This window comes from Nocardioides sp. Z35_8 (genome assembly GCF_059621125.1).
This window is the reverse complement of sequence record NZ_JCAQIE010000001.1, coordinates 1,189,720-1,203,064: the sequence shown is the minus strand read 5'-3', so window position 1 is coordinate 1,203,064 and position 13,345 is coordinate 1,189,720. Positions and strand designations below refer to the sequence as shown.

Below are 13,345 nucleotides of genomic sequence, written 5' to 3'. Positions count from 1 at the left end.
TTGTTTTTGGAGTGACAGGAGTTCCCGTGCACCCGCGCTCGGCGGACCCGGCTCGCGGGTGGAGATCAGCGCAGGAGCGGCAGCAGCGCGTCGCCGACGCGCGCGATCTCCTGCTCGTACGGCGTGTCGCTCAGCACGAAGTGGGTGACGCCGAGGTCGGCGTAGCGCCGCAGCGCCTTGGCCACGTCGTCGGGCGAGCCGACCAGCCAGGTGGTGCCCGCGCCGCCACCGCCCACGCGACCGGGAGCGGTGTAGAGGCAGTCGTCGAGCACGTCGCCCCGCTCCGCGAGGTCGAGGAGGCGCTGCTGGCCGACGGCGACCCGGCGGCCCGGGTCGGCGGCCCACTCGTGCTGGCCCTGCGCCATGGCGGCGACCTTGGCCTCCGCGTCGGCCCACGCCTGGTCGGTGGTGTCGCGCACCAGGGTGGTGATGCGCAGGCCGTACTCCAACGGGGGCAGGTCGCGGTCGAGCTCGGCGCTCAGCGCGCGGAGGTGCTCGATCCGTGCGGCGACACCGTCGAGGGGCTCGCCCCAGAAGAGCTGCACGTCGGCCTCCGCGGCGGCCGTGCGCTGGGCGGCCTCGGACGCGCCGCCGAAGTAGAGCTGGGGGTGCGGACGGCCCTCGCGCGCCACCGGCTTGTGCTCGAGCGTGGCGCCCGAGGCGCGATAGTGGGCGCCGTCGAAGGCGATGTCGTCCTCGGTCCAGTAGCGGCGCACCAGGCGCATGAACTCGCGCGTGCGGGCGTAGCGCTGCGCCTGGTCGCCCTCGTCGTCGCCGTACTGCGGCTGGTGGTCGGGCCCGCTCACGATGTTGACCTTCACCCGGCCGCCGGAGAGCCGGTCGAGCGTGGCGGCGGACGAGGCGAAGTGGGCCGGCGTCCAGTAGCCCGGCCGGATCGCGATGAGCGGGTTGAAGGTCGTGGTCGCCGCAGCCAGGGCGGTGGCGACGGTGAAGCTGTCGGGTCGCCTCCACCCGGTGCCGATCAGGGCGCCGCCCCACCCGTGGTCCTCGGTGAGCCGGGCGAGGTGGGCGAGCCGCTGCAGGCTGTTGTGGCCCTCGACCGTGTCGTCGAGCCGGTGCCCGGGCGATGCCTGGTTGGGGATGTACCAGAGGAACTCCATCACGCACGACCTTTCAGGATTATCTGTAGTGAGTTACTAGAGATATCACGCGGGCCGACATGGGGGGCGATCGCCCACCTGGTGTCGGCGGCGCGATCGGACGGCCTTGAGGTCAGCCGGTGACCTGATGCGGTCCTAGCCTCGGTCGATGGACATGAAGCTGGAGCTGGTGATGGTGCCCGTGACGGACGTCGACCGGGCCAAGGAGTTCTACGTGAAGGTCGGCTTCGTCGCCGATCACGACCAGACGGTCAGCGACGAGGTGCGCTTCGTGCAGCTGACGCCGCCGGGGTCGGCCTGCTCGATCGCCGTCGGCAAGGGGCTGACCCGGCTCGAGCCCGGCTCGCTCGACAACCTGCAGATGGTGGTCGCGGACGCCGACGCCACCCGCGCGGAGCTGCTCGAGCGCGGCGTCGAGGTCAGCGAGGTGGACGAGCTGGCGTGGGGGCGCTTCGTCCACTTCACCGACCCCGACGGCAACGGCTGGGCCCTCCAGCAGCTGCCCGACTGGTCGGCCGGAGCCGGCGGCGAGGCCTGACGCGGGTCCAGCACCGGCCGGGCTGAGCCTCCCGGCTCGGGGCCAGGCACGGCACGACCCCCCTTGGGGGTGTTCTTCGGACCGGCCTGCCCGACACCACGCGTCCTTCTGCCGGATCCAGCCAGGACGTTTGAGACGATCCCCTGGCGGAGGACCGCTCCGCCGGCATCAGCGCCCCGCAGGACGACGCGAAGGATCCCGCCATGCCTGACGAACGACCGCCCCTGTGGCGCGGGCTGGAGATCGGGCGGCTGCTGCGCGGCTCGCTCGTGGAGATGTTCATCAAGGCCTATGGCGCGGGAGCCGCCCTCAGCGTCGCGCTGAGCGACGCGGAGACGGTGGCGGGCAAGGCCGGCGACGCCGTGCGGGCGGTGCCCAACCTGGCGGAGCGGTACGAACAGGCGAGCTACGCCGTCGACCACCGCGAGGAGATCCAGTCAGCGATCGCCTACCTCAACGACCACACCGTCTCGCAGGACGAGCTCGAGCGGACGGCGGACGACAGCGTGGAGACGTTGGGCGCGATCGAGTCGACCTACGAGCAGCTGGGCGAGGCTCGATCGGTCCTCGAGATCGACGGCATCCGGGGCACCTACGACAACGTCCGCTCGGCCGTGGAGCACGTCGACAACGCCTGGGACGCCAAGCCCGACCTCGAGGCGGTGAGGCAGCTCAGCGAGGTCGCCGAGCAGGTCCGTCCGCTGGTGGGAGAGGTGGACGTGCTCATCCCCGTGTACTACGGCGGGCTGCTGGCCCTGATGGACAACTTCGCTCGCGACGAGATCGTGGGCACCCTGGTCGTGATGGGCGCGGCCCTCGGGATCTCCGTCGTCCTCGGCCGGGCGGTCGGCTTCTGGGTCCGGCGCGGCAGACCGGGGCTCGTCGCGCACGTCGTCCAGCAGGTCGGGGCGCGGGTCTTCCGGCGCTGGTACGTCGACAACCTGCCGCACGTCCTCGGCCCGCCGCTCTACGACGCCGCGCGCGAGCACCTCGAGCGCGAGATCGCGGCGGACCCCGAGCGCGCCCTCGACCCGGCCACCCTGCGGGAGCTCGAGACGTACTTCGCGGGCGACCGCCCCGACCGCGCCGGCCAGTGAGCGACGTCGACCCGGTCCTCAGACCAGCGGCGGCTGCGTCTTCTCCCGCACCTCGTCCTCGGTGACCCCGGGGGCGAGCTCGACGAGCCTGAGCGCGCGGTCACCGAGGGTGCCGGAGGGGGCGACCTCGCCGGTGGCGGGGTCGATCACGTCGATGACGGCGAGGTCGGTGATGATCCGCTGCACGACCCGCTTGCCGGTGTAGGGCAGGTTGCACTCGTCGAGGATCTTCAGCGAGCCGTCCTTGGCGGTGTGCTCCATCAGCACGATCACCCGCTTCGCGCCGTGGACCAGGTCCATCGCGCCGCCCATGCCCTTGACCATCTTGCCGGGGATCATCCAGTTGGCGATGTCGCCGTTGGCGGAGACCTGCATCGCGCCGAGGATCGCGGCGTCGATCTTGCCGCCCCGGATCATCCCGAACGACTGCGCGGAGTCGAAGAACGACGCGCCCTTGCGCAGCGTCACCGTCTCCTTGCCCGCGTTGATCAGGTCGGGGTCCTCCTCGCCCTCGAACGGGTAGGCCCCCACGCCGAGGATGCCGTTCTCCGACTGCAGCACCAGCTCCACGTCGTCGCCGACGTAGTTGGGCACCAGCGTCGGCAGCCCGATCCCCAGGTTGACGTACGAGCCGTCCTGCAGCTCCGAGGCCGCCCGCGCGGCCATCTGCTCACGGGTCCAGCCCTTGCGCTCTGCCATCGCCGATCAGCCTCCCAGTCCGAAGCTCGCCGCGTCGTCCGAGCCCGGCACGGGATCCGGCTCGGGCCGCGGGCGCGTGGTGACCTTCTCGATCTTCTTGTCCGCCGCCTGCTCGGGCGTCAGTGCGACCACCCGCTGCACGTAGACGCCCGGGGTGTGGATGTCGTTGGGGTCGAGCTCGCCGGGCTCGACGAGCTCCTCGACCTCCGCGATCGTGATCCGCCCGCACATCGCGGCGAGCGGGTTGAAGTTGCGCGCGGACTGCCGGTAGATCAGGTTGCCGTGGCGGTCGCCCTTCCAGGCCCGCACCAGCCCGAAGTCGGCCACGATCGCCTCCTCCAGCACGTACTCCTTGTCGCCCTCGGGCGTCGCGAAGACCTTCGTCTCCTTCGGCGGCGAGGCCACGATGACGTTGCCGGAGTCGTCGTACCTCCACGGCAGCCCGCCCTCGGCGACCTGGGTGCCGACACCGGTCGCGGTGTAGAACGCCGGGATCCCCGAGCCGCCCGCGCGCATCCGCTCCGCGAGCGTGCCCTGCGGGGTCAGCTCGACCTCGAGCTCACCGGAGAGGTACTGCCGCGCGAACTCCTTGTTCTCCCCCACGTAGGACGAGATCATCCGCCGGATCCGCTTCGCGAACAGCAGCCGGCCCAGCCCCCACTCGTCGACGCCGCAGTTGTTGGACACCGCCTCGAGGTCGCTCGTGCCCGCCTCGAGGATCGCCTCGATCAGCACCGACGGGATGCCCGAGAGACCGAACCCGCCCACCGCCAGCCGCGCCCCGTCGGGGATGTCAGCGACCGCCTCGGCCGCGGAAGAGACCACTTTGTCCATGGCGCAGACCCTAGCGGCCGACGACGGGCCGGGTCCGGGAAGGAGGCACCCTTCCCGGACCCGGCCGTGTCACCGCTGGTCGCGCGACCTCACCGCTTGGCCAGGCGCTCCTTGACCTGGGCGAGCAGGGCGGCACGAAGGTCGCCGTCCACCTTGGTGCGGACCAGCTTCCGCAGCGCCTTGAGCTGCTTCCTCGCCGCCCGTCGGTCGCCCGACCGTTCGGCTCGGCGGGCGTCCTTGTCGGCCTCGAGCAGCCTGGCGGCGAGCCTGGGGCCGAGGTCGCCGTCGGCGGCCGCGGCCTTGACGACCTTCTTCAACGACGCGCCGGTGGCCCGGACGATGAAGACCACCGTGCGCGAGCCTGTGTTGCCGGCGCGGTCCGTTGCCGTGACCACGAGGGTGTGGCGGCCCGTGGGCAGCGTCCACATCCGCCACTCACCGGCCTCGACGGGCGCGCCGTCGAGCGTGGCGCGCACGCTGCGTACGCCCGACACCGCGTCCGTGGCCGTCCACGCCGCGTCGGCCGTCTTGTGGCTCGGGTAGGTGCGTGCCCGGATCCCGGAGACCGTCACCTGCGGGCCGCCGGTGTCGACGGCGACCGCGGTGGACTGCGCCGTCTCGACGTTGCCCGCCTTGTCGGTCGAGCGGTAGCCGACCGTGTGCTCGCCGTCGGCGACCTTCACCGGTCCGACGTACGCCGTCCAGGGGCCACCATCGATGCGGTGCTCGGTGGACGCCACACCCGAGCCGTCGTCCGTCGCGGCGAGGGTGAAGCTCGGCCCGGTGACGAACCAACCCGCCTCGCCGTCGGCCCTCCCGGGCTGCCAGGTGAGGGTGGTGGCCGGGGCCTTGTCGTCGGTCGGCTCCTCCGTGGGCGGCTCCTCGTCCTCCCCGGCGGCGAGGTGGAAGTAGTCGAAGCCGACCGTGACCGGCTCCTCCTGCTCGGGACCGATCGCCATCAGGCCGAGCGAGTTGAGCGGCCCGTCGTAGGTGATGCCGTCGCCGATGGGCGTCCACGACGCACCCGCGGTCGACTTCACCGCCGCGGTGTAGCGGGTGCCGACCTTGGTCACCTGCACCCACCAGTAGCCGCTCTCCGTGGTGTCAGGGAGGTCGACCTGGTCGCCGCCGCCGACTCCGTTGCCGCCCTTCTCCGCCGCGAGCTCGGCTCGCAGGTCGAGCGCGCTGCCGGGCGGGTTGTAGGCCACGACGTCGGCCTTGGCGTAGTTGTCGTCGTCGCCGTACATCAGCAGCCCGGCGAGCTGCCAGCGCTGCTCGAGCGGGGCCTTGACCTTGGTCTCGGCCACCCAGTCACCCTCCGGCGCGTCCTGCAGGATGAAGTTGCGCGGCGAGACCGGGTTGGCGGCGTTGATGTCGCCCGGCTCCGTCTCGATCTCCAGGTGGCCGCCGGTCACCGACGCCGTGCCCGAGCTGTAGCGCACCGACTCCGCCCAGCGGCAGCCGTCGAGCGCGGTGCCGTCGAACTCGTCGTCGGCCTCGACGCTCGCCGCCTCCCGGTCCGGGGTCACCCGGAACCAGTCCACCTGTGCGACACGCGGGGTGGTGCCGAGGTCGCCCGCGGCCATCAGACCGATCCGCGCACCCGCCCCGGACTTGAGGGAGAGCGTGCCGGCGAGCTCGGTCCACGCCGAGCCGTCCGCGGAGTACGCCCCGCGGAGCGTGCCGCCCGAGTTGGTCAGCCGCAGGTGGATGGTGCTCGGGAAGCCGTCCGCCACGACCGGCGCGGCGGGCGTCGTGCGGGTCCCGCCCGTCTCGGACTGGAACTCCACCAGCCGTGAGCCGTTCTGGTGGCGCACGAAGCCGAGCTTGTTGTACTCGTCGTCCGACTGGTGCACGACCAGGCCGGCCCACTGCCAGTGCGAGCTGTGCTCCAGCGTGAGCCTGGTGGTCGCGGTCCAGTCACCGGCGGGCACGGGCTGGCCCGCGAAGCTCACCGGCCCGGCACCGTCCTCGTTGATGTCGCCGCTCGTCACCGGCAGGCGCAGGGAGCCGCCGGCCTGGGTGATCGACGCCCCGGGAGCGTGACGCATCGCCCACTTGGGAAGCAGCGCCGGGGAGTCGAACTCGTCGCTCACCGGGCCCGTGACGCAGGTCAGCGGGTCACCCGGGGTCTCGGGCTCCGGCTCCGGCTCCTGCGGGTCGCTGTCGATGGCGAACTGCGAGAAGTCGGCCGTGCGCACCGCGGACTCGTGGGCCATGACGAACATGCCGACGTCCTGGGTGGAGCCGATCCCCGTCAGCGTCGCGGCAGTGCCGACCTGGGTCCAGGCGGAGCCGTTGTTGGACCAGTACGCCGACACCTGGGCGCCGCGGCGGCTGAGCTTGAGCCACTTCGGGACCGTGCTGGTGCCACCGGCGACGGACGCGTTGAGCTGGCCGTTGCCGTCGGGGTCGGTGAGGAACTCCACGCCGTTGGCCCGCCGCCACGCGAGCATGGCGTAGCCGGGCGAGGTGCCGGGCTGCGTCATGTCGTTGCGGATGATGAGCCCGGCCTTGCCGGAGTTGTTGACGAGCGTGCTCGCGTCGACGCGCACGACGGCGTCGTAGTCCTCGTCTCCGCCGGCCGGCTGGTAGAGCGTCGTGTACTGGTCGGTGCCCTGCCAGGCGTTGGCACCGGCCCCGGAGATGCGGAAGGCCCCGGCGCCGAGGCGCTCGACCTCGCCGTCGACGTTGCTGAAGGGCACCAGGTCGCCGAAGAGCTCACCCACCTGCACCTGCACCAGGCGGGAGGTCGTGGTGTTGCCGTCGTCGTCGGTCGCTCGCGCGGTGAGCTCGTGGAGGCCTTCCTCGGCCGGGGTCGTCCACGCGGCGGTGTAGGGCGCGGTGGCGTCCTCGCCGATCTTGGTCTCCCCCGCGAAGAACTCGACCTTCTCGATCGAGCCGTCGGCGTCGGCCGCCTCGGCGGCCACGGTGACCTCGGTGCCGGGGTCGAGCTGGTCGCCGTCGACCGGCTCGGTGATCGACACGACCGGCTTGGCGGTCGGCGAGCTGCCCTGGCCGATGGCCTCGAAGAAGTTGAGCTTGATGTCGTGGGGGCCGGTGAAGACCAGGAACAGGTCCATCGTCTCGTTGCCGAGCTCGCTCACGTCGACCGCGACGTCGCGGTACTGCAGTCCGGTGGCCGGGACCTCGGCGGTGCCGACCACCTCACCGGTCGGGCCGTCCTTGCGCAGCTCGATGGTGCCGCCGGCGGCGTTGGCCTGGACCCGCAGGTTGAAGGTGTCGATGCGGTGGAAGCTGACCGGCTCGAACTCCAGCCAGGCGCCGTCCCTGCCGACCACGACCTGGCCGCCGCCGGCCGCGTCACGGCCCGGTGCCAGGGTGGCCGTGTCCGACTTGGCGTCGAACCACTCGGCCTGGCGCAGCTTGGGGAAGATCACCGAGGTGTCCGAGCCCAGGAGCGGGTTGTCGCCGTCGGCGCCACCGGTGTCGGTGTAGCGCGCGTCGATGGCGTAGAAGATGTTCTCGTCGGCGGCGTGGCCGCCGATGCTCGTCACGGTGCTGCCGGTGAGGCCGCGTGAGGCGACCAGCGGGTGGGCGTGGTCGTCGTGGCCCAGCGCGGGCTGCACCTCGACGGCCTGCGGGTCGACCGACTCCTCCTCGGGGTCGGTCACCTCGACGTTCCAGCTGATCTCGTCGCCGAAGTCGAAGAACGAGCCATCCGGCGGGGACTCGAGCTCCACGACCGGCCGGGTGTTGCCGACCGTGATCGGGGAGGTCGTCGTGCCCGTCTTGCCGGCCGGGTCGGTGACCGTCAGGCGGGCGTCGAAGACACCCTCCTCGGTGTAGGTGTGGGTGGCGGTGACGCCGGTGGCGTCGGTGGTGCCGTCGCCGTCGAAGTCCCACTCGTAGGTGAGCTCCTCGCCCTCGGGGTCGGTGGAGTCGCCGCCGTCGAAGCTCACCTCGAGCGGCGCGGGACCCGAGTCGGGCTCGGCGTCGATGCGGGCGACCGGCGAGCGCGAGCCGCTGATGTAGTCGATGCGGTAGAGCCCGGACGTGGGGTTGTCGCGGCCGTAGCCGCCGCCCCAGTCCAGGACGTACATCGAGCCGTCGGGGCCGAACTTGGAGTCGATCGGCGCGAGGAACGGCACGTCGGGCAGGAACGGGTTCACCTTCTCCACCTCGGAGCCGGGGGTGCCGGACGCCGGGTCCTTGAGCTGGAGCGAGAACATCTTGTTGCGCGCCCAGTCGTAGAAGAAGGGCTTGCCGTCGTAGTACTCCGGGAACTTGGTGTCGGACTCGAGCTCCTCGTCGAAGCGGTAGACCGGTCCGCCCATGGGCGCGAGGCCACCGCCCTGCGGGATCGCGCCGACCGACGAGCGGCGGTAGCCGTAGTACATGTCCGCGGCGCGAGCCGGCGGCAGGTTGGTCAGGCCGGTGTTGCGCACCGAGTCGTTGACGGGGTTGGCGCAGTCGAAGTAGTCGCCGACCACCGGCGGGTTGAGCGGGGTGGTGCTGCCGTAGTCGACATCGCGGAAGGGCTCGCCGTTGGGGTTCTGGCCCTGGTGGTTGCCGCCCATGCACAGCGGCCAGCCGTAGTTGCCGGGGCTCTTGATGAGATTCCACTCCGCGATGCCCGCCGGGCCGCGCGTCGCGGGGGCGTCCGTGCCGTTGTCGGGCGAGTAGTCGGCCATGCTCAGCCAGCCCGTCACGCTGTCGACGGAGAACCGGAACGGGTTGCGGAAGCCCATCGCGTAGATCTCGGGCAGCGTCTTGTCACGCCCGGCGTCCTCGGCCTCGGGGAACAGGTTGCCGTCGGGGATGGTGTAGCTGGACCCGGCGCCCGGCTCGCCCGGGTCGTCGACGGGGTTGATGCGCAGGATCTTGCCGCGCAGGTCGTTGGTGTTGGCCGAGGTCGCACGGGCGTCGTGGAACGTGCCGGCGCGCTCGGAGAGCGGGGCGTAGCCGCCGGAGGGCTCGGAGTGCGGGTTGACGTCGTCACCCACGCCGATGAAGAGGTTGCCGTCGTCGTCGATGTCGAGGCCGCCGCCGGTGTGGCCGGGCTCGTCGGGCAGGCGGCGGGCAGGGATCTCGATGATCACCTTCTCCGAGGCGGGGTCGACCGAGCCGCCCTCGAAGGTGAAGCGGGAGACGGTGGAGACGAAGTTGTCGGGGTCGGCGTTGTCGGGCGACTCGGCGGAGCGGTAGAGGAAGACGTGGCCGTTGGTCGTGAAGTCGGGGTCGAGCGCGACGCCGAGCAGGCCGTCCTCGCCGCCGGAGTAGACCGGGAGCGACAGCACGGTGGTCACCGCCTGGGTCTCCGGGTCGTACATGCGCAGCTGGCCGCGGACGAGCTCGGTGTAGAAGACCAAGCCGTTGTCGGCGACGTCGATGGCGTAGGGCGCGGAGGTGTTCTGGTCGAGCGGGATACGCTCGAAGTTGCTCCACACGGTGCCGCCGCAGTCGCCCTCCTCGAGGCCGGCGACGTACTTCACGCCGCCGACGAGCTCGGCCATGAACTCCGGCTCGTCGTAGTGGGACGGGAAGTGGCCCAGGGCGGTGCCCCAGAAGCGGCCGCCCTCGTAGGGCTTGCACCAGGTGATCGGGTGGTCGTAGCCCATGGTGCCGCCGGAGTAGGTCGACTCGTCCGTCGACTGCAGCACGTGGGCGGAGCCGCGCACGTTGTTGCTGAAGTTGTACCACTCGTCGTTGCGGGTCCAGCGGGTCACGTCGTCGGTGCCCGTGAAGTGCCGGGTCGAGGGGTGGGTGGTGTCCTCGTTGCGCACCACGCCCGACGGGCCCGGGTCGGTGCCGGTGGGGGCGTGGCCGGGCATCATCGAGCCGACCATCTCGTCCCACCAGGGGTAGTTGCCGCGCATGTCCAGCGCGTTGTGCACCGCCGCGATGCCGTTGCCCTGCGCCATCCAGCGCTCCATGGCCGCCTTCTCCGAGGCGTTCCAGGGGTCGCCGTTGGCCTGGAAGACGAGGATCGCGTCGTAGGGCGCGAGGCCCTCGTCGGTGAAGACGGCCTCCGACCCGCCGGCGGTCTCCTTGTGCACCACCGTGACCGTCATGCCCTCGGCCTCGAGCGCCGCCTTCACCTTCGGCGTCGCCTGGGCGATGGCGGCGTCGTGCCAGTCACCCGCCTGGTCCTCGGTGAAGATCAGCACGTGACCGTGGCCGTCGTGGGCCTGGGCGGGCAGCGCCGCGACGACGCCGAGCAGGACGCTGCCGACGAGGGCGAGCACGGCGGTCAGCGCGGTGGCGACGGTGGACCGGCGTGCGATCCGTCGCGAGGTGGTGGTGGACATCCCAGGGCCTCCGAGAGTGCGGCGTGCGGGCGGGCGTGGTGGCAGTGCCGGACAGGCCTGTGACGTGGGTCACTGGTGGTCCAAGCCAGACGCTCGCAGACTTTTGTCTGACGGTCAACCAAAAGACGGTGCCAGTCATGGAAAAGACGCGCAGGCAGGCGTAGAAGCACCCGGCGCGGGGCACGGGCGGGCTGGCTATCCTCGGCAGCGTGAGCCCCCGTGCCGACCCCCCCGTCGACTGGCCGAAGGTGCGCCTGCACGTCGTGACGGGCAAGGGCGGCACCGGCAAGTCCACGGTCGCTGCGGCGCTGGCGCTCGCGCTGGCCGGGGAGGGACGCAACGTCCTGCTCTGCGAGGTCGAGGGCCGCCAGGGCATCGCCCGGATGTTCGACGTCGACCCGCTGCCCTACCAGGAGCGCCGCATCGCCAAGGGCGCCCCCGGCGACGACGGCCGCTCCGGCCAGGTCCACGCCCTGCACATCGATCCGGAGTCGGCGCTGCTGGAGTACCTCTCGATGTACTACAAGCTCGGCCGCGCCGGGAGGGCGCTCGACCGCTTCGGCGTCATCGACTTCGCCACCACCATCGCCCCCGGCGTGCGCGACGTGCTCCTCACCGGCAAGGTCTACGAGGCGGTGCAGCGTCCGCGCGGCGCGCGCAACAAGGAGCAGATCGCCTACGACGCCGTGGTGCTCGACGCGCCTCCCACGGGGCGCATCTGCCAGTTCCTCGGGGTCAACTCCGAGCTGGCCGGACTTGCCAAGGTGGGGCCGATCAAGTCGCAGGCCGACAAGGTGATGGAGCTGCTCCGCTCCCCGCGCACGGCCGTGCACCTCGTCACGATCCTCGAGGAGATGCCCGTGCAGGAGACCGCGGACGGCATCGCCCAGCTGCGTGAGGCGGGGCTGCCGGTGGGCGGGGTCGTGGTCAACCTCGTGCGCCCGCAGGAGCTGGGCGCGAGCGCGCTCGCCCAGGTCCGTGCGGGCGCGGTCGACCCGACCGAGGTCGCCTCCGACCTGGCCCGCGCCCGCGTCGACGTCGACACCGGGCTGGTGGAGTCGCTGGTCGCCGAGGCGCGCGACCACGCCGTACGCCGGCGCCTGGAGGACGAGCAGCGCGCGCTGGTCGCGGCCGAGGGCGTGCCGACCTACGAGCTGCCGCGCCTCGCCGGCGGCATCGACCAGGGTGCCCTCGTCGAGCTGGCCCAGCTCCTGCGACGCCAGGGGATGGCATGAGGCCCGCGGGCGACGGGGTCCCGCCGGCGCCGGCGCTCGACGTCGACTCGCTGCTCGACGACCCGACGACCGAGATCATCGTGTGCTGCGGCGCCGGCGGCGTCGGCAAGACGACCACCTCCGCGGCGCTCGCGCTGCGGGCCGCCGAGCGCGGTCGCAAGGTCGTCGTGCTGACCATCGACCCGGCCCGCCGCCTCGCGCAGTCGATGGGCATCGAGCAGCTCGACAACACCCCGCGCCCGGTCGCCGCCGTCGACGCGACCGCCGGCGGCTCGCTCGACGCGATGATGCTCGACATGAAGCGCACCTTCGACGAGGTGGTCGAGTCGCAGGCCAGCCCGGAGAAGGCCAGGCAGATCCTGGAGAACCCGTTCTACGTCGCGCTCTCCAGCTCGTTCGCCGGCACCCAGGAGTACATGGCGATGGAGAAGCTCGGCCAGCTGCACCGACAGGCGCTGGCCGACGGCAGCCACGACCTGATCGTCGTCGACACGCCCCCGTCGCGCTCGGCGCTCGACTTCCTCGACGCGCCTGAGCGCCTGTCGAGCTTCCTCGACGGTCGCTTCATCCGGCTGCTGCTCGCCCCGGCGCGCGGCCCGGCCAGGCTGATGACGGCCGGCTTGTCGGTGGTGACCAACGCGCTGACCAAGGTGCTCGGCGCGCAGGTGCTGCGCGACATGCAGACGTTCGTCGCGGCCTTCGACACCCTCTTCGGCGGGTTCCGCCAGCGGGCCGAGCAGACCTTCGCGCTGCTGCAGGCCGAGGGCACGGCGTTCGTCGTGGTCGCCGCGCCGGAGCCCGACGCCCTGCGCGAGGCCGCCTACTTCGTCGACCGGCTCACCGACGACGACATGCCGCTCGCCGGCCTGGTCGTCAACCGCGCCAGCCCGTCGGCGCGCACCGAGCTGTCGGCTGCGGAGGCGGTCGCCGCCGCGGACCGGCTCCAGGAGACCGACTCGGCGTCGCTCACCGCGGGACTGCTGCGGCTGCACGCCGACCGGGTGCGCCTGATCGAGCGCGAGCGCCACCTGCGCGAGCGCTTCGCCGCCGCCCACCCGCAGGTGCCGACGGCGGTCGTGCCGGCGATGGCCGGCGACGTCCACGACCTCGACGGCCTGCGCGAGATCGGCGAGAGCCTGGCGCGGGGCGCCTGACCCGTGGTCAGACGTCGGCTCAGACGTTGACGGCCGGGGCCTCGACCTTGGTGCGGGCGGTCTCGAGGATCGTGCGCCACGACGAGCCGGGCTTGCGGCGGAGCAGCGCACGGCGCTCACGCTCGGTCATGCCGCCCCAGACGCCCCACTCGATCTGGTTGTCCAGCGCCTCGGCCAGGCACTCGGTGCGCACGGGGCATCCCGCGCAGACCTGCTTCGCCTTGTTCTGCTCGGCGCCCCGCACGAAGAGTGCGTCCGGCGTGTCGCCCTTGCATGCGGCGCGTGCTGCCCAGTCCTCGACCCACATAAGTCAAACCCCACGGTGATTGTCGAGCCGGTCGGCCGCCCCCATAGCGGCCATCCTCGACTCAGAATGAAAAGTAAACGAACGACAC

General features: G+C 71.9%; 9 protein-coding genes. 4 read left to right on the top strand and 5 right to left on the bottom strand.

The window, feature by feature from the left end; genetic code table 11:
* Positions 1-65: 65 nt before the first annotated feature.
* Positions 66-1,121 (bottom strand): LLM class flavin-dependent oxidoreductase, encoded by a 1,056-nt coding sequence (locus AC54T2_RS05805; protein ID WP_496665739.1) that lies wholly within the window; start codon positions 1,119-1,121, stop codon positions 66-68.
* Positions 1,122-1,269: 148 nt separating this feature from the next.
* Here AC54T2_RS05805 and AC54T2_RS05800 point away from each other — a divergent pair, with 148 nt between their 5' ends.
* The gene (locus tag AC54T2_RS05800; RefSeq protein WP_186339927.1) at positions 1,270-1,659 is read left to right on the top strand and encodes a VOC family protein; all 390 of its coding nucleotides are present in this window, start codon (positions 1,270-1,272) and stop codon (positions 1,657-1,659) included.
* A gap of 203 nt (positions 1,660-1,862) precedes the next feature.
* Positions 1,863-2,756: a hypothetical protein gene (locus AC54T2_RS05795; protein ID WP_489975526.1), complete on the top strand. Its 894-nt coding sequence runs from the start codon at positions 1,863-1,865 to the stop codon at positions 2,754-2,756.
* A gap of 18 nt (positions 2,757-2,774) precedes the next feature.
* On the opposite strand, the gene AC54T2_RS05790 is transcribed toward AC54T2_RS05795, so the two are convergent.
* From AC54T2_RS05790 to AC54T2_RS05780, 3 genes are all read right to left on the bottom strand, one after another.
* Positions 2,775-3,455 carry a 3-oxoacid CoA-transferase subunit B gene (locus tag AC54T2_RS05790; RefSeq protein WP_496665738.1) on the bottom strand — a complete coding sequence of 227 codons (681 nt, stop codon included), beginning with the start codon at positions 3,453-3,455 and terminating at the stop codon, positions 2,775-2,777.
* A gap of 6 nt (positions 3,456-3,461) precedes the next feature.
* A complete protein-coding gene (locus AC54T2_RS05785; RefSeq protein WP_489975524.1) occupies positions 3,462-4,289 on the bottom strand; it encodes a 3-oxoacid CoA-transferase subunit A in 828 nt (275 codons plus the stop codon).
* An 89-nt stretch (positions 4,290-4,378) separates the two neighbouring features.
* The gene (locus AC54T2_RS05780; RefSeq protein WP_496665737.1) at positions 4,379-10,561 is read right to left on the bottom strand and encodes a ThuA domain-containing protein; all 6,183 of its coding nucleotides are present in this window, start codon (positions 10,559-10,561) and stop codon (positions 4,379-4,381) included.
* A gap of 209 nt (positions 10,562-10,770) precedes the next feature.
* On the opposite strand from AC54T2_RS05780, the gene bagA reads away from it, so the two are divergent.
* Positions 10,771-11,796 (top strand): ATPase BagA, encoded by a 1,026-nt coding sequence (gene bagA, locus AC54T2_RS05775; RefSeq protein WP_496665736.1) that lies wholly within the window; start codon positions 10,771-10,773, stop codon positions 11,794-11,796.
* Positions 11,793-12,950 carry an ATPase BagB gene (gene bagB / locus AC54T2_RS05770; RefSeq protein ID WP_496665735.1) on the top strand — a complete coding sequence of 386 codons (1,158 nt, stop codon included), beginning with the start codon at positions 11,793-11,795 and terminating at the stop codon, positions 12,948-12,950. Before bagA ends, bagB begins: the two co-directional genes overlap by 4 nt.
* 19 nt (positions 12,951-12,969) lie before the next feature.
* On the opposite strand, the gene AC54T2_RS05765 is transcribed toward bagB, so the two are convergent.
* A complete protein-coding gene (locus AC54T2_RS05765; protein WP_186339920.1) occupies positions 12,970-13,257 on the bottom strand; it encodes a WhiB family transcriptional regulator in 288 nt (95 codons plus the stop codon).
* Positions 13,258-13,345 lie beyond the last annotated feature (88 nt).